General features: G+C 43.7%; 16 protein-coding genes and 1 other RNA gene. 9 read left to right on the forward strand and 8 right to left on the reverse strand.

Going from position 1 to position 15807, the window contains the following annotated elements:
* Positions 1–41 precede the first annotated feature (41 nt).
* The 4 genes from IEY67_RS22810 to IEY67_RS22825 all read left to right on the forward strand — a co-directional run bounded on the left by IEY67_RS22810 (position 42) and on the right by IEY67_RS22825 (position 3493).
* A complete protein-coding gene (locus IEY67_RS22810) occupies positions 42–458 on the forward strand; it encodes an EamA family transporter (protein WP_075556725.1) in 417 nt (138 codons plus the stop codon).
* The gene (locus IEY67_RS22815; RefSeq protein ID WP_183672475.1) at positions 455–1129 is read left to right on the forward strand and encodes a response regulator transcription factor; all 675 of its coding nucleotides are present in this window, start codon (positions 455–457) and stop codon (positions 1127–1129) included. Before IEY67_RS22810 ends, IEY67_RS22815 begins: the two co-directional genes overlap by 4 nt.
* On the forward strand, positions 1126–2196 hold the full coding sequence (locus IEY67_RS22820; RefSeq protein ID WP_221267842.1) for a sensor histidine kinase: 1071 nt from the start codon (positions 1126–1128) through the stop codon (positions 2194–2196). Before IEY67_RS22815 ends, IEY67_RS22820 begins: the two co-directional genes overlap by 4 nt.
* A 67-nt stretch (positions 2197–2263) precedes the next feature.
* Positions 2264–3493 (forward strand): phosphatase PAP2 family protein, encoded by a 1230-nt coding sequence (locus IEY67_RS22825; RefSeq protein WP_229801174.1) that lies wholly within the window; start codon positions 2264–2266, stop codon positions 3491–3493.
* A 20-nt stretch (positions 3494–3513) separates the two neighbouring features.
* Here IEY67_RS22825 and IEY67_RS22830 read toward each other — a convergent pair whose 3' ends face one another.
* A complete protein-coding gene (locus tag IEY67_RS22830) occupies positions 3514–4266 on the reverse strand; it encodes a response regulator transcription factor (protein WP_183672478.1) in 753 nt (250 codons plus the stop codon).
* Positions 4267–4355: 89 nt separating this feature from the next.
* Here IEY67_RS22830 and IEY67_RS22835 point away from each other — a divergent pair, with 89 nt between their 5' ends.
* Entirely contained in the window at positions 4356–5006 is a 651-nt protein-coding gene (locus IEY67_RS22835; protein ID WP_183672479.1) for a DUF1349 domain-containing protein, read from the forward strand.
* A gap of 97 nt (positions 5007–5103) precedes the next feature.
* The gene (locus IEY67_RS22840; RefSeq protein ID WP_183672480.1) at positions 5104–6750 is read left to right on the forward strand and encodes a diphosphate--fructose-6-phosphate 1-phosphotransferase; all 1647 of its coding nucleotides are present in this window, start codon (positions 5104–5106) and stop codon (positions 6748–6750) included.
* Positions 6751–6819: 69 nt separating this feature from the next.
* Here IEY67_RS22840 and IEY67_RS22845 read toward each other — a convergent pair whose 3' ends face one another.
* Genes IEY67_RS22845 through IEY67_RS22860 form a run of 4 tightly spaced genes read right to left on the reverse strand, consistent with a single transcriptional unit; the run spans position 6820 to position 8619 of the window.
* Entirely contained in the window at positions 6820–7458 is a 639-nt protein-coding gene (locus IEY67_RS22845; RefSeq protein WP_122352159.1) for a hypothetical protein, read from the reverse strand.
* A 53-nt stretch (positions 7459–7511) separates the two neighbouring features.
* Positions 7512–7844 carry an NINE protein gene (locus IEY67_RS22850; protein WP_122352160.1) on the reverse strand — a complete coding sequence of 111 codons (333 nt, stop codon included), beginning with the start codon at positions 7842–7844 and terminating at the stop codon, positions 7512–7514.
* A 51-nt stretch (positions 7845–7895) separates the two neighbouring features.
* Positions 7896–8267 carry a DUF2752 domain-containing protein gene (locus tag IEY67_RS22855; RefSeq protein ID WP_183672481.1) on the reverse strand — a complete coding sequence of 124 codons (372 nt, stop codon included), beginning with the start codon at positions 8265–8267 and terminating at the stop codon, positions 7896–7898.
* A gap of 10 nt (positions 8268–8277) precedes the next feature.
* Positions 8278–8619, reverse strand: a complete 342-nt coding sequence (locus IEY67_RS22860) for a TM2 domain-containing protein (RefSeq protein ID WP_122352162.1) — start codon at positions 8617–8619, stop codon at positions 8278–8280.
* A gap of 87 nt (positions 8620–8706) precedes the next feature.
* Between IEY67_RS22860 and IEY67_RS22865 the strand changes: the two genes are divergently transcribed.
* Positions 8707–9309, forward strand: coding sequence for a riboflavin synthase (locus tag IEY67_RS22865; RefSeq protein ID WP_122352163.1), 603 nt, complete (start codon positions 8707–8709; stop codon positions 9307–9309).
* A gap of 66 nt (positions 9310–9375) precedes the next feature.
* Here IEY67_RS22865 and IEY67_RS22870 read toward each other — a convergent pair whose 3' ends face one another.
* The 3 genes from IEY67_RS22870 to rnpB all read right to left on the reverse strand — a co-directional run bounded on the left by IEY67_RS22870 (position 9376) and on the right by rnpB (position 12531).
* Positions 9376–10743 (reverse strand): MATE family efflux transporter, encoded by a 1368-nt coding sequence (locus IEY67_RS22870; RefSeq protein ID WP_183672482.1) that lies wholly within the window; start codon positions 10741–10743, stop codon positions 9376–9378.
* Positions 10744–10753: 10 nt separating this feature from the next.
* Positions 10754–12130, reverse strand: a complete 1377-nt coding sequence (locus IEY67_RS22875) for a YihY/virulence factor BrkB family protein (protein ID WP_122352165.1) — start codon at positions 12128–12130, stop codon at positions 10754–10756.
* Positions 12131–12174: 44 nt separating this feature from the next.
* Positions 12175–12531: RNase P RNA component class A (gene rnpB, locus IEY67_RS22880), an RNA gene on the reverse strand.
* Positions 12532–13026: 495 nt separating this feature from the next.
* On the opposite strand from rnpB, the gene IEY67_RS22885 reads away from it, so the two are divergent.
* Both IEY67_RS22885 and IEY67_RS22890 read left to right on the forward strand, forming a co-directional pair.
* On the forward strand, positions 13027–14604 hold the full coding sequence (locus IEY67_RS22885; protein WP_122352166.1) for a Do family serine endopeptidase: 1578 nt from the start codon (positions 13027–13029) through the stop codon (positions 14602–14604).
* 143 nt (positions 14605–14747) lie between these two features.
* Positions 14748–15608 (forward strand): sigma-70 family RNA polymerase sigma factor, encoded by an 861-nt coding sequence (locus tag IEY67_RS22890; protein ID WP_005641668.1) that lies wholly within the window; start codon positions 14748–14750, stop codon positions 15606–15608.
* Positions 15609–15807: the final 199 nt, after the last annotated feature.

Here is a 15807-nt window from a genome sequence, read left to right on the forward strand (position 1 = left end):
AGGAAATATGTAAATTTGTCATATCCTAATCAGTATGTATTATGTGGAAATATTATGCGCTTCTATCGGCTCTCTTTGCTGCCTTAACGGCTATATTTGCGAAAGTGGGTGTCAAAGGAATTAATTCAGACCTGGCGACGGCTATCCGGACGTTGGTTATTTTGTTGATCACGTGGGGGATCGTATTCTTCGGTAATCATGTCGGTGAGATAAAAGAGATCAACCGGCATACATGGACTTTTCTTATTCTGTCGGGGATAGCGACGGGACTGTCCTGGTTGTTTTATTTCAAGGCGATACAGGAAGGGGATGTTTCACGTGTGGCTCCGATCGATAAGCTGAGCGTTGTTCTCACGATCTGTCTTTCTTTCCTCTTTCTGAAGGAACCTGTAAGTTTGAGAGTGATTATCGGCGGACTGCTGATAACCGGTGGAAGCATTTTAATGATTGTGAAATGAAACTGTTGATCATTGAAGACGAACGGGAATTGTCCGGCAGCATTGCCGCCTTCCTCAATTCCGAGAACTATTTGTGTGAGCAGGCTTTTACTTTCGGGGAGGCGATGGAGAAAGTCAATTTATACGATTACGACTGTATCCTGCTGGACCTGATGCTGCCCGGAGGCAACGGTTTGGATGTCCTGCGGGAGATAAAACGGCAGAACAATCCGGCGGGAGTGATCATCGTTTCAGCGAAAGACTCTCTGGATGATAAGGTGAACGGTTTGAAGATCGGGGCTGATGATTATCTGGCCAAGCCTTTCCATCTGCCTGAACTGAGTATGCGTATTTATGCTATTATCCGCCGCAGGCAGTTTTCAAGCAGTAATACGTTGTCTAGCAACGATATCAGTGTCGACTTGTTAAGCAAGGAAGTCCATGTAAAGGACCGGATAGTGGTTCTGACCAGGACAGAATATGAGTTGTTGCTTTTCTTTATCGGAAATCGCAACAAGGTGATCTCTAAAAGTGCCCTTGCCGAACACCTGAGCGGTGATATGGCCGATATGCTGGATAACCAGGATTTTGTATATGCCCATATCAAGAACCTGAAGGCCAAGTTGGCGGAAGCCGGTGCGGACGATTGTATCAAGAACGTGTATGGAACCGGATATAAATGGATCGAATGAAAAGTCTGTTACATAAAAGCCTGACGCAGTTTATCGTCTGTGCAGCTGTGTTGTTGTTGCTTGCTACTCCTTTGTTCTATTATCTGACGAAGTATTTTTATGCCGAGGATCTGATAGATATAATAGAGGCGGTAGAGGCGGGAAATCCGTTGCCGGCAATGGATCTGGAGAGGGATCTGCTGGTCGGAGTGGTTCTGCAGTTTGTGTTGATCACCGGTGTGTTGAGTATTGCCCTTGTCCTGATGATGAGGCTTATTTCCAAGCGCCTGTGGATACCTTTCGACGATACGCTCCGGCGTATAGAAAGATTCTCTCTCGAAGGAGGAAGTATTCCCCGGTTTATGCCGAATGACACACAGGAGTTTACCCGGCTGAATGCCGCCCTTACCCAGCTGATGAAAAAGAACCTGGAGAGTTACCGTTTGCAGAAGGAGTTTACGGAGAATGCTTCGCACGAACTGCAAACCCCTTTAGCTGTGTTTCAAAGCAAACTGGACCTGTTGTTGCAGCAGTCCGATATGACGGAAGAACAGGCGGAGATCGTCCAGAGCCTGTATGAAGTGACGCGCCGCCTGTCCCGCCTGAATAAGAACCTGTTGCTGCTTGCCCGTATCGAGAACGATCAGTATAAACAGATGGAAGAGATGGATGTGGCGCGGACTTTGAAAGAAATGTTGCCTTTACTGGAAAAGCTGACGGAAGGGATAACGGTGCATACGGATCTCGGAGCTCTTCCGGTTCAGGTTGAGGCTAACCGGACGTTATTGGAAAGCCTGATAAATAACCTGATTATAAATGCTGTGCGTCATAATGTGAAAGACGGGGAAATCTTTATTTCCGTAACGGATCGCCGGCTGACCATCGCGAATACGTCGGCTGAGGTGGGTTTGGACGAGCAGTTGTTGTTCAGCCGTTTTTACCGTCCTTCGGAGAAGGTGCAGGGGAACGGTTTGGGGTTGGCTATCGCAAAGGCTATATGTGAATATCATGGTTGGCATATACATTATATATATAAGGAAGGTTTGCATCGGTTTACCGTATCTTTCGACAAGAAGGAAGTAGGCTGACCAAATTCAAATTGTCTACAAAATTGCTTTCTAGTTTTGCTGCCGTCATTCATAGTTATATTCAATGATGCGTAGCAAACTATTCTTTTTATTCTTATTATCTGTCTCTTGGGGTGTGCATGCACAGGTCGATACTGTAAAGATCTTTCCCCGGGAGAGTGGCTTTCAGCGGACTATAAACAAGGTAACTTCTTCGCGGGCTTATCAGATGACTTATATCGGTGTCCCGCTTGTTGTCGGAGGGTTGATCGTGAAAAGTGAAGACGACCATTTCCGGCAGTTGAGGAATGCTTACCTGCCTGCGTTCAGCCGCCGTTACGATGATTATACCCAATATCTTCCGGCTGCCGTGATGCTGGGGATGAAAGCGGGAGGCGTGGAAAGTCGAAGTTCGTGGGGACGGATGCTGGTTTCGGATGCTTTTTCGGCTGTGATCATGTCGACGGTGGTGGGGCAGTTGAAAGTTCATACCAATGTGATGCGTCCTGATGGTTCCAACGATCATTCTTTTCCGTCCGGCCATACGGCAACGGCATTTATGACGGCGACAATGATGAGCAAAGAATATGGTTTCAAAAGTCCGTGGTATAGTATCGGGGCTTATTCGGTTGCCACTGCGACCGGGCTTACGCGGATGGCAAACAACAAGCATTGGCTGAGTGATATCCTGGCAGGGGCAGGTTTCGGTATCCTGTCGACGGAGTTGGGATATTTCTTTGCTGACCTGATATTCAAAGAGAAAGGGCTGAACCGCTCCGCTTCTTCTGAGACATTCGATCGTTTCCATGTTCCTTCATTTCTGGGGCTTCATCTGGGGCTTAGTGTTATTCCCGGTGAGTATCGCTTAAATGATCATTCTCGGATGAGTTTTTCTTCCGGTAGCAGTGCGGGTGTCGAGGGAGCCTGGTTCATCAACCCGTATGTCGGGTTCGGCGGAAAGTTCACGGCAGCGAATATGTCTGTGATCTTGAATGAGGTAGCCGAAGACGAGTCGTTGGATTGGATAGCGGGATATGCCGGAGCATACTTCTCTTATCCGTTGGCTTCCCGTCTGTTGGTCGGTAGTAAGTTGCTGGCCGGATACGGTCACTATTCTGCGTGTGACCTGTCGACCGTGACAATCGGTAATAGGGGCGGTATGAGTATGGAAACGGGCGGTTCGATGACGTTTCTGGCTAAACAGAATCTGGGGGTAAAGTTCTTTCTGGATTACAATTTGACGCCGGTGGCTGCCCCGTCCGATAAGAAGTGTACACAGATCCTTACGGTGGGGAGTTCTATTTCGGTAACGTTTTAATCAGGGAAAGATCGGTGCCGTCAGATCAGTTTCAGCCCTTTGGCTATCCGGCATGCCTCGATGGAATTGCTTACGTGCAGCTTTCCCAGGATATTCTGCCGATGCCTGTTTACCGTATTTATGCTGATCGAGAGGGTGGAAGCAATCTCTTTGCTCATCATGCCCTGTTCTATTAGCTGTAGAATCTCTCTTTCTCTTACGGATAGAATATCGTTATAAGTCTGTTTCTGCAGTTCCAGGATTTGTCCGTCGGCGGAGTTGATGATGGCACTGTCTAAAGATGGATCGGCTGTCAGGTTGTAAAGACATAAAGACAACCGGATGCTGCCGTTGGATTGGCTGGCGATGTAGAACATTCTGTGTAGTACATGGATATATTTGTCGGTATTATCACGCATCCGGATATGACTGACAATATGATAGTCGGCACGTTCCTTTTCCGGAATACTTTTCAGAAAGTCCAGGAACCGGAGTTCCTGCAGGTGTTTTTCCAGCAGGTCGTCGGGATGGATACGACTGAAGATCTCTTCTTCCCAGATCGAGTGGATTGTTTTGTTGGAGCCTCGTTCGGTCAACCCCAGCTTTTCCGCCATTCCTCCGTAGTAGATATGGCTCGTGTTCGTTTTCATGTCACTAAGTACTGCGATCGAATTTTCAATCTGTGCATACGTGGATGCGATCAGTTTACATTCATTGAGCCGGTTCGACAACTGTTGCTCTTCTGTGAATGTCTGTTTCAGTAATTCGTCGTTCAGTTTGTTTACGATATCCATATCTGACGGGTAGAATGGTTATTAATCAGTATTGCATGTTTATCGGCAAGCGTCTACCTTTGCAAAGGTAAATAAAATGTATGAAAACAATGAAGAAAATAATCTTAGGCGTATTCGCCTTACTGGCAATGGAAACAACATCGGCACAGACACTCGAAAAGATGCAGTGGTTCAACGAACCAGCACAATGGGAGATCAAGGACAAGGCATTGTCCATGTTCGTTACCCCGCAAAGCGATTACTGGCGTATCTCTCATTATGGATTTACCGTCGATGATGCGCCTTTCTATTATGCGACCTATGGCGGCGAGTTTGAAGCCAAAGTGAAGATCACGGGCGATTATAAGGAGCGTTTCGACCAGGCGGGACTGATGCTGCGTATAGACCATGAGAATTATATCAAGGCCGGTATCGAATTTGTAGACGGTAAATTCAATCTGAGCACGGTCGTTACCCATAAGACCAGCGACTGGAGTGTGATAACGTTGGATAAACCTGTCCCTTATATCTGGATCAAGGCAGTCAGACGGTTGGATGCCGTTGAAATATTCTACTCCTTCGACGACAAGACTTACACCATGATGCGAAATGCCTGGTTGCAGGATAATACGCCGGTAAAGGTCGGCTTTATGGGTGCTTGTCCTGATGGGAACGGTTTTAATGTAAAGTTTGAACATTTCCAGGTAAAGCATTTGCCTGATCTGCGTAGATTGGAGTGGCTGAAGAAAAATGCGGAATAAACCTCTGTGTACCTCTTTCACGATTAAAGAAAAAATTCTATATTTGCACCGCTTTTAGGAGTAAATCAGATAATTTCTATATAAATCAGATTAAGAAATGACAAAGAGCGCATTACAAATTGCAAGAGCAGCTTACCAGCCTAAGGTACCCGCTGCATTGAAAGGTGCTGTAAAAGCCGTTGACGGTGAGTATACACAATCAGTTGCCGATCAGGAAGAAATCAAAGAACTGTTCCCTAACACGTACGGGATGCCGATCGTTACTTTCGAAAAGAGCAGCGAAAAGAAAAATATGCCTGCTATCAATGTAGGTGTGATCCTGTCAGGTGGTCAGGCTCCTGGTGGTCATAACGTGATTGCCGGTATCTTCGACGGTGTAAAAGCTACAAACAAAGACTCTCGTCTGTATGGCTTTATCCTGGGTCCCGGTGGTCTGATCGATCACAAATATATGGAACTGACTGCTGATATTATCGATGAATATCGTAATACAGGTGGTTTCGATATGATTGGTTCAGGCCGTACTAAACTGGAAACAAAAGAACAGTTCGACAAAGGTCTTGAAATCCTGAAAAAACTGGGTATCTCTGCTCTGGTTATTATCGGTGGTGACGACTCAAATACAAATGCTTGCGTATTGGCTGAATATTACAAAGCTATCAACGCTGGTGTACAGGTTATCGGTTGCCCGAAGACGATCGACGGTGACTTGAAGAACGAGCAGATTGAAACTTCTTTCGGTTTCGATACTGCTTGTAAAGTATATTCAGAAGTGATCGGTAACATCCAACGTGACTGTAACTCTGCTCAGAAATACTGGCACTTCATCAAATTGATGGGACGTTCAGCTTCTCATATTGCACTGGAATGTGCTTTGCAGACTCAGCCGAATGTGGCTATCGTTTCAGAAGAAGTAGAAGCTAAGAACATGTCTTTGGACGATATCGTAACTTATGTTGCTGAAATCGTAGCAAAACGTGCTGAAGCTGGTAACAACTTCGGTACTGTATTGATCCCTGAAGGTTTGATCGAATTCGTTCCGGCTATGAAACGTTTGATCGCTGAATTGAACGACTTCCTGGCTAAACACGATGCAGAATTCAAGATGATCAAGAAGAGTGAACAACGTGCTTATATCATCAGCAAACTGACAAAAGAAAATTCTGACCTGTATGCTTCTCTGCCGGAAGGCGTTGCACGTCAGCTGTCTTTGGATCGCGACCCGCACGGAAACGTTCAGGTTTCTCTGATCGAAACAGAAAAGTTGTTGTCTGAAATGGTAGGCAAGAAATTGGACGAATGGAAGAAAGCCGGTAAATATAACGGTAAGTTCTCTGCTTTGCACCACTTCTTCGGTTACGAAGGCCGTTGCGCTGCTCCGTCTAACTACGATGCTGACTACTGCTATTCTTTAGGTTACACTGCTTCTTGCCTGATCGCTGCCGGTAAGACTGGTTATATGTCATCTGTTCGTAATACGACTGCTCCTGCTGACAAGTGGATTGCCGGTGGTATTCCTGTAACAATGATGATGAACATGGAAAAACGTCATGGTGAAATGAAACCGGTTATCCAGAAAGCTTTGGTGAAGCTGGACGGTGCTCCTTTCAAGAAGTTCGCTGCTAATCGCGACGAGTGGGCTTTGACTACCAGCTACGTTTATCCGGGTCCGATCCAGTACTTCGGTCCGACGGAAGTTTGCGACGAACCGACTAAGACGTTGCAGTTGGAACAGGCTAAATAATTAGCTAGAAATATAGTCTATATAATAGAGGTAAGGCGTAGGCTTTACCTCTATTTTTTTAGGTAACGACTATATGCTGACATCGATTGAGTATTTGCTCAGCGGTTCTTCACCTGCTTGTTTCAGTATTCTGTTTGCCTTCTTGAGACAAATATCATTGAAGTCTTTTTCTATATAGATGAAATTGTGACGTACATACATGGAGTCTACCGGGACAATTTTCATCTTCTGAAGGTCAATGTCAATAATCTGTTTTTTTAAATTCTTTTTATTGATACTTCCGCAGGCATACTGTATAAATGCAGACAAAGCATTTAGTAAAATCTGAACGGTATCATGAGGCACTCTGCGATTATAAAATAAATGATGATAAAATGAAATTACCATAGAGCGTGTATTCTCATCGTAGCTATTTAGCAAAAACTGGTATTCCTGATAGTCGTCAAGCAAATCGTCGGCTAACTGGTTTTTATCGAACAAAAGATTTGTAGGAGCAATATTTATCCCGGTTACCTCTTCGAATTTATCAGCAATGAATTCTGCATCTTTATATGTTATATCAGTCTTTGTACAATCCTTTTTTATCTGGATGGAGTCGAAAAGTGAATATCCGGTCAACAGAGTATACATTAGCATCGCTCTGCCGCATATCGGATGATCCATCATTGATTTAGAAAGCTGATCAATCTGATTTTGTGTTGTTTTCATAATAGTTGTTTTATTAATATTAATACGGAGACAATGTACAAAATATAGTTGACTTATGATACTATTTTCATCAATATATTCATATTATGTCGTTTGGTTGCACCGGTGATCAGGAACCAGTCGACGATCCACCAAAGTCCCAGTCCGCCGCCGGTGAGAAGTTTGCCGATCCCTTTTCCGATATCGCCGAGCAGAAAACGGTCTAAGCCGATTGTTCCCAGGAAAATAGAGGCGAGAAGTATCTTGCCCGGACTTTTGAAAGGTGTTGTCGTAAGAAGGAATTCTTGTTCCGGGGTGAGATTAAGCAGGCGATTGATCGGAATCTCATATTCAGGGAATTTATGTTCATTGGCCAGAAGAAACTGGTCTACTTTTTCAGCTTCCATATATTAGTCGATTAATTAATGTTTGGCAAAGATAGTCATTTCTCTTGTCTTCTACAGCCCTTTATGGATATTCCATATCCAATTCAGGATCGTTAGTAAGACGATCGGTAGGAGAACGTATTTATTGGTAAGATGATGTTCCGATCTGTTTAACCAGTCCCGGAACTGACGGTTTTTCCGTATGAAGTCGGAAGCTAATCCGGCTATATAGAAAATAGCCAGTAAAGTGAACAGTAAACCATACGGATTGATCAGGACTGATGTGTAGATGTCTCCTTTCAGTAAGCTGGTTAAGGCGCGTCGTGTACCGCATGCCGGACAGGGATATCCGGTAATTGTGTGAAAGATACATGGGAATGACAATAATATATATCCCGCCATGATGACCAGGACGGGATATACATATTTATTTCTTATTTCCACGAGAATGGAATTAGAGCATTAGTATGTTTTGTAACTGTTCCAGGTTTTTCTTTTTAGTTGCGTCCATGATCAGGAACCAGTCGATAATCATCCATATTCCGCAACCACCCAGGGTAACAAGTTTGCCGACACCGAGTCCGACGTCGCCGATCAGGAAACGGTCTATTCCCAGTGATCCCAGAAAAATAGAGATGATCAGTATCGTTGTCGGGTCTTTGAAATCGCAGGTTTGTAAATAAATTAGCTTGGATTCATCTAAGGCTAACAAACGATCTCTGATAAAAGGCATCTGACTGGCAGGCAATTTGCTGCTGTTTGTCATGAGGAACATATCCACTTTTTGTGCGTCCATAATTTTATAGATTGATTTACTAACGACAAATATAGTGTTTTTTCGTATCTTTGAACCTGATAATATTAATTTAAACAACACAATACTATGTTCTCAGGAATTGTAGAAGAAGCTGCTCAGGTGGTTGCGTTGAACGCAGATCAGGGAAACCTGCATATCACAATGAAATGTTCATTTGTAAATGAGCTGAAAATTGATCAGAGTGTAGCACATAACGGCGTTTGCCTGACGGTGGTAAACCTGACCGACGATACGTATACGGTGACAGCCATTCAGGAAACATTGGACCGTTCCAATCTGGGATTATTGAAAGTGGGTGATCTGGTAAATCTTGAACGAAGCATGATGATGAACGGTCGCCTCGATGGCCATATCGTGCAGGGGCATGTGGATCAGACTGCCGTTTGTAAGAATGTACGCGAAGCGGATGGTAGTTGGTATTATACGTTTGAATATACGTTCGATAAGGCAATGGCGCAGCAGGGCTATATGACGGTGGAAAAAGGTTCCGTTTGTGTGAACGGCGTCAGTCTGACTGTTTGCAACTCGCAGCAAAATAGCTTTGAAGTGGCTATTATTCCTTATACGCATGATAATACGAACTTTTGCCGGATCGAAGAGGGAACGGTTGTCAATCTGGAATTTGATATCGTAGGCAAATACATCAGTAAGATGATGCAGTTCAAATGAAAGTTTTCCTCTCATAAGCCAAACAACGACCGAACGACCGGGCATTCGACCCGGCACGTTCGATCGTTATTTCACGACACATCTTTTCTTCCAGATATCCATCTTGTAATATATATAGGTAATGAGCAATCCGATAGCAATACTGATGCCAATTGCCCACCAGATACCTTGTCGTCCGTACCAGGCACTTAGCTGGTAAGCCAATGGTATGCGGATCAACCACAGGCAAAGCAGGCTGGTGACCATCGTGAAAATGGTATCGCCAGCACCACGAAGGGCTCCGTTGTATATGTTCAGGGCACCGTGGACGATAAAGAAACCTCCGATAATCAATAAATATTCTTTCCCGATAGCGATTACGGCCGGATCGCTGGTAAATGCACGCATCATCTCTTCTCCGAAAAAGTAAACGGCGGTAAAGGTGATTACGCTGAATATAACGTTGACCAGCATGGTAAACCGGAGCCCTTTGCGGACACGGTCGAAATGTCCGGCTCCGATATTTTGTCCGCAAAAGGCAGCTAAAGCTCCCGACAGGGTCAGGACGGCCTGTGTTATAATGGTATCTATTTTTCCGGCAGCGCCATAAGCTGTCAGTGTATCGGTGCCGAAACTGTTCACTATCCCGAGAAGTGCGATCAGGCCCAATGCGATTGCGCATTGCTGGACGCTGGTGGGTAGTCCGATTTTCAGTCCTTCTTTGAAGAGTGTCATATCAAACAGTAGATCCTGCTTTTTGATGGAGAGTAGGGGATGCGTATTGTTTACATATCCCAATGCGACACACATGCCGATTCCTTGTGCTATGACAGTTGCACGTGCCGCACCTTCAATTCCCCAGTCGAACCCTACGATGAAAAGTAAATCCAGTACGATATTCAATACTGTCGTAATGAAAATGAAGATCATAGGACGGACGGATTCACCTACACCTCTCAATATGGAGATGATACTGTTGAATGTAACGAACAGGAAAGTTCCTCCGATATAAATCCTGAAATAAGCAACGGCACTAGGTATAACTTCCTCCGGCGTATTTGTCAGACGGAAGATCGGTTCTGCAAATATGATCCCGGCAATTGAAAGTGCAATGCCTGCCACCAGCATAAATATAAAGAAGGAGGAAAATGCCCGCTGTACTTTGTCATATTGTTTAGCTCCGAAGAATTGTGAAACGACCACTGATGTACCGCTTCCGACACCGATGACAAGTGAAATGATAAAGTAGTAAATAAAAAAGGATGCAGAAACGGCAGCCAATGCTTCTTTTCCCAGAAACTGTCCGACAATGATACTGTCTGTGATATTATAGAGTTGCTGTAACAAGTTCCCGATAAGAAGCGGCAAAGCGAAACGTACGATCACTTTCCACACGGGACCATGCGTCAGGTCATTTTTGTTCCTGGGTGGAACTGTCAGCTCTTCATCCTCCATTTTCAATCGTTTAGAGATCTTTGAGAAGGATGTTGTCGTTCGCTTTGATCATATCTTCCCGGGTTTTTAGTAATGCATGCCATTCTTTGGTAAAAAGTTTGGAAGTATCTATCTTGAAATTTTCGGAACCGTATTCATCCATTTTGGTGAACAGGTAACCGACTGTTATTTTATTTATGTCGATAGCGGGTTGATAATAAACGACTCGTTCATCATCTCCGTAATTTACTTCTATAATGATGCCTAGTTCGGTAAGCAAATAAAGAATATCTGTAGTAAGACGGATAGGGATGCGGTAGGCATCCGACAATTCGTCGGCCGTATATGGTTTTTCCCCGTTAACGAATCGTTTTATGATCAGGGAAGAGATAAGCAAAGTCAGGAAGTCCTTATATCTGCGGCTGATGTTTTTACTGTCGCGTTCAAAGCTGAACTTTTTTACATTCTGTGAGGCATACGACAGTTCGGCCCCGAAAAGACATATCAACCAGGATAATTGTAACCATAGTAATAATAAAGGTAAGGCGGCGAAACTACCGTAAATGGCATTGTACTTACTTACCCAGATTTGTCCGGTAATGTAAATGAACTGGAAGAACTGGAAAGCACAACCTGCGATTATACCTGCGATCAATCCGTTGATGAACCTGACTTTTGTGTTGGGAAGAGACAGGTATAAACCGGTAAAAGCCATGATCGTAATAATATAAGGTACTACATTCAGAGCAAGTTCAACCAGTGGGGTGAAAAACAGGTAATTGCTCAGGAATGAATTTTGCAAGGTAGAAGCAAAGATGGAAAGCCCGCTGGAAGCTGTCATCAGTACCGGTAATATAAGGAACAAAGCCAGGTAGTCGGATATTTTTCTATACCAGGGTCGTGACTTTTTTATTTGCCAGATATCGTTAAAGGTATCTTCAATGGAAGAGATCAGGTTGATGACCGTATAAAATAGCAAGACAAGACCGATTCCGATAATAACACCGCCTTGTGCCTGTGCCAGGTAATTCTCTACATACTGGAAAGCCTTGTTGAGTTCGTTTTCGTGTCCGGGAAAGTAATAGAGCAACTCTTTCCGCACGGTTGCCTGAAATCCGAACCCCTTGGCAATACCTACTAATACAGCTAATAAAGGAACAATGGCTAGAAATGTGCTGTAGGTAAGGGCTGATGCTTTGGTTTGCAGATTCTCACTGTTGAATCCGCGTACAGCAAGTATGATTGTCTTGATCGTGTTGATATAAAGCTCTTTCAGGCCGCTTACTTCATTCTCTGTAATTCTCCAGATGTCGTAAGTTACAAAACGAATGGTTCTTGTCAGCAAGGCGTTGATCCGTTCTATCAGAGGCTTTTTATCACCAGTCTTTTTATCCGTCTTCTTCTTCATGCTGTGATTTGTAAGGGCAAAAGGTGTTTGCCGGATGAATAAAAAAATGCAGCCTGCCTGTAAGCCGGGTCCTGTGCTCCAACCGGAGTCGGAGTGTCTGCCATTTATCTTGTCTTACCGTCACCGGCAAGCTTTAGCGGTCTACCCCCCGGCATCGGACGAGCAATCCTACATACGCCGGTATACATGACCTTACAACCCATAAGATGTACGGCATCCTGTATTGCTACAGGATCCGGTGAGCTCTTACCTCACCTTTTCACCCTTACCGGACGGATCCGGTGGTTATTCTCTGTTACATTACTCAGCCCTTGCGGACTGCTTCCCGTTAAGAAGTATGGTGCTCTGTGTTGCCCGGACTTTCCTCACATCCGAAGATGAGCGACAGACCGGCAGGCTGCAATGCGACAAAGATAGGTATTTTAGTTGACAGTTGACGGTTGACGGTTGACAATTTTGGGTAAAGATAAGGGCAGGGTGTTTATCTGTTTGTCTTTGGGTTACTTACCGAATAAGGGCTGGTTTACTTAGTAAGTAGTAGAGATGTCTGCTTATCGAGTTGGCGAAGAGTTACTTAATAAGTGGATCAAAGGTTACTTGATAAGTAAAGGAAACTCTTTCTTTAATCTGTCAACTGTCACTTGTCAACTGTCAACTTAGTTGAACTTTCTGCCGTTCTTACTGTTATATTACTGAAAGCATGACCATTTGGCAGGGGAATGATTGTTAAAAAGGTACTTTGCAATGCACAGTACTGTTAAGCGCAGTTAACCCCGGATAATTCGCCGTTAAAAGTGATAAAAAATCAAGGCTAAATGGAATAATCGCACGTTTTTTGAGTTTTCTTTGTCGAAAGAAAAGTGTTAAATTTAAATGTTTGATAAAATAAAAAGAGTATGAGAAAGATGTGGAAAAATGTGCTTGGTTTTGTTCTCGTAGCTGCGATCAGTACGGGTGCGGCAGTTGGAACGAGTGCTTATTTGATGAATAAAAATCAATCAGTATATAATGCCTCGAACTCGACTGCGGCGAATACTTTTAATCAGCCTTACCGGTTGACGGGTATGAATGCAGTTGCTGCAGAGAATACCGATTTTACTACTGCTGCGGAGAGTACTGTGCACGGAGTTGTACATATCAAGGCAACAACGAATGCTAAACAATCTGCAGATGGCGGAGGCCAGCAGCAGTATATGGATCCTTTTGAGTACTTCTTTGGATTCGGGGGCCGTGGAGGTTTCCAGCGTCCTCAGCCGCAGCCTCGTGTAGGAGCCGGTTCAGGAGTCATTATTTCTACTGATGGATATATAATCACTAATAACCATGTGATTGATGGTGCTGATGAATTGGAAGTAACATTGAATGATAACCGTAAATTCTCAGCGAAGTTGATCGGAACCGATCCTACAACAGATATTGCATTGATTAAAGTAGATGCAAAAGATCTTCCGACTATTCCGTTCGGAGATTCTGAGAAACTGAAAGTAGGAGAGTGGGTTCTGGCTGTAGGTAACCCTTTCAATCTGACATCGACTGTAACTGCCGGTATCGTTAGTGCAAAAGGACGCGGTATCTCTATGGGAGGCGATAGAAGTAAAATCGAATCGTTCATCCAGACAGATGCAGCAGTAAACCCTGGTAACAGTGGTGGTGCTTTGGTGAATACGAAAGGTGAACTGGTTGGTATCAATACAGCTATCTATTCTGAAACAGGAAACTTTGCCGGATATTCATTTGCAGTGCCTATCAGTATTGCTGGTAAAGTGGCTAGCGATTTGAAACAGTATGGAACTGTTCAGCGTGCAATCCTCGGTGTATTGATGATGAGTGTGGGTGATATTGCCGATCAGCTGAGTTATCCGAATCTGGATAGTAAATTGAAAGAAGAGCTGACCGAATTGAAATCGAAGATTAAAGTTTCTGAAGGAGCTTGTGTTTCAGATTTTGCTGAAAGAAGTTCTGCGAAAGAAGCCGGAATCGAGAAGGGTGACGTGATCATTGCTGTTAATGGAGCTAAGATTAAAAATGCTAATGCATTGCAGGAACAGATCAGCAAATATCGCCCGGGTGATAAAGTTCAGATCACTGTAGACCGTAATGGTAGCAGTAAAACATTTAATGTAGAACTTCGTAATGCACAAGGTAGTACATCTGTAGTGAAGAGCGCAGGTGATAACAGTGCAGATGTTCTTGGAGCCGCTTTTAAAGCGTTGACGGATAAACAAAAACGTGAACTTGGTGTAAGTTATGGTATTGAAGTAACAGGATTGTTGAAAGGTAAATTGAAAGATGCCGGAATCCAGAAAGGCTTTGTTATCATGATTGTCAATGACCAGAAGATCTCTACACCCGAACAACTGGAAAAGTTGGTAGATAAGGTCTTGAAAGGAAATGCAGACGATCGTTACATCGTAGTGAAAGGTTTCTATCCGAACGGACGTACAAAAGTATATGCTATTGATCTAGCCGAATAATAAAATAAAGTTATATTCGTCTTATTTGGCGGGAAGATTGTTAAAGGTTTATAATTGGTCGGGTGTAGGGTGCACTCGACCAATTTTGTCAATAAAAATAATATTATCTTTGCACCCTGATATTTCTCAATTAAAAACATTGGATGAGACAGTTAAAGATCACAAAGTCCATTACCAATCGCGAAAGTGCTTCGCTTGATAAGTATCTTCAGGAAATAGGCCGTGAAGATCTTATTACAGTGGAAGAGGAAGTAGAATTGGCACAGGCAATTAAAAGAGGCGACCGGAGAGCATTGGAGAAATTAACCAGAGCTAACCTGCGTTTCGTCGTTTCTGTAGCTAAGCAATATCAAAACCAGGGATTAAGTTTACCTGACCTTATTAACGAAGGTAACCTGGGGTTGATTAAAGCGGCTGAGAAATTTGATGAAACCAGAGGGTTTAAGTTCATTTCGTATGCTGTATGGTGGATTCGTCAGTCTATTTTGCAGGCTTTGGCAGAACAGTCGAGAATTGTTCGTCTTCCGTTGAATCAGGTAGGTTCGCTGAATAAGATCAGTAAAGCCTTCTCTAAATTTGAACAGGAAAATGAACGTAGACCTTCTCCCGAAGAATTGGCAGACGAACTGGATATTCCTGTAGATAAAATTTCAGATACTCTAAAGGTGTCCGGAAGGCATATCTCTGTGGATGCACCGTTTGTTGAAGGCGAAGACAACAGTCTTTTGGACGTGCTTGTGAACGACGACGCTCCTATCGCTGACCGATCGTTGATGAACGAGTCATTGGCAAAAGAAATTGACCGAGCACTTGCTACACTAACCGAAAGAGAATGTGAAATAATCAAAATGTTTTTCGGTATTGGCTGTCAAGAAATGACATTGGAAGAGATTGGCGACAAATTTGGCCTCACTAGAGAGCGCGTCCGCCAGATCAAGGAAAAAGCAATCAGAAGATTAAGACAAGGAACACGTAGCAAGCTCCTCAAATCGTATTTAGGTTGACCTCGGGTAAAACCAAAGAGGTAAACAAAGCTCCATATCCAGAAGGATACGGGGCTTTTGTTTTTTTGTACATAATATATAGGGAATAATTGTTATCTCGAATAAGCGTGAAGTTTATGAATATTTTTTTGATATCTAATAGTCAGTTCTTCAGAATTATAGTGTGATGATAACGTTATTATCTAAAAAATAGTTTCTA

It is taken from the genome of Parabacteroides faecis, assembly GCF_014647375.1.
In the GTDB taxonomy this organism is placed as follows: Bacteria; Bacteroidota; Bacteroidia; order Bacteroidales; family Tannerellaceae; genus Parabacteroides; species Parabacteroides faecis.

What these genes read in the sequence shown, in the direction of transcription:
- IEY67_RS22810 (WP_075556725.1), top strand. Translation starts at nt 42, where the DNA reads ATGTGGAAATATTATGCGCTTCTATCGGCTCTCTTTGCTGCCTTAACG.
- IEY67_RS22815 (WP_183672475.1), top strand. Translation starts at nt 455, where the DNA reads ATGAAACTGTTGATCATTGAAGACGAACGGGAATTGTCCGGCAGCATT.
- IEY67_RS22820 (WP_221267842.1), top strand. Translation starts at nt 1,126, where the DNA reads ATGAAAAGTCTGTTACATAAAAGCCTGACGCAGTTTATCGTCTGTGCA.
- IEY67_RS22825 (WP_229801174.1), top strand. Translation starts at nt 2,264, where the DNA reads ATGCGTAGCAAACTATTCTTTTTATTCTTATTATCTGTCTCTTGGGGT.
- IEY67_RS22830 (WP_183672478.1), bottom strand. Translation starts at nt 4,266, where the DNA reads ATGGATATCGTAAACAAACTGAACGACGAATTACTGAAACAGACATTC.
- IEY67_RS22835 (WP_183672479.1), top strand. Translation starts at nt 4,356, where the DNA reads ATGAAGAAAATAATCTTAGGCGTATTCGCCTTACTGGCAATGGAAACA.
- IEY67_RS22840 (WP_183672480.1), top strand. Translation starts at nt 5,104, where the DNA reads ATGACAAAGAGCGCATTACAAATTGCAAGAGCAGCTTACCAGCCTAAG.
- IEY67_RS22845 (WP_122352159.1), bottom strand. Translation starts at nt 7,458, where the DNA reads ATGAAAACAACACAAAATCAGATTGATCAGCTTTCTAAATCAATGATG.
- IEY67_RS22850 (WP_122352160.1), bottom strand. Translation starts at nt 7,844, where the DNA reads ATGGAAGCTGAAAAAGTAGACCAGTTTCTTCTGGCCAATGAACATAAA.
- IEY67_RS22860 (WP_122352162.1), bottom strand. Translation starts at nt 8,619, where the DNA reads ATGGACGCACAAAAAGTGGATATGTTCCTCATGACAAACAGCAGCAAA.
- IEY67_RS22865 (WP_122352163.1), top strand. Translation starts at nt 8,707, where the DNA reads ATGTTCTCAGGAATTGTAGAAGAAGCTGCTCAGGTGGTTGCGTTGAAC.
- IEY67_RS22870 (WP_183672482.1), bottom strand. Translation starts at nt 10,743, where the DNA reads ATGGAGGATGAAGAGCTGACAGTTCCACCCAGGAACAAAAATGACCTG.
- IEY67_RS22875 (WP_122352165.1), bottom strand. Translation starts at nt 12,130, where the DNA reads ATGAAGAAGAAGACGGATAAAAAGACTGGTGATAAAAAGCCTCTGATA.
- IEY67_RS22885 (WP_122352166.1), top strand. Translation starts at nt 13,027, where the DNA reads ATGAGAAAGATGTGGAAAAATGTGCTTGGTTTTGTTCTCGTAGCTGCG.
- IEY67_RS22890 (WP_005641668.1), top strand. Translation starts at nt 14,748, where the DNA reads ATGAGACAGTTAAAGATCACAAAGTCCATTACCAATCGCGAAAGTGCT.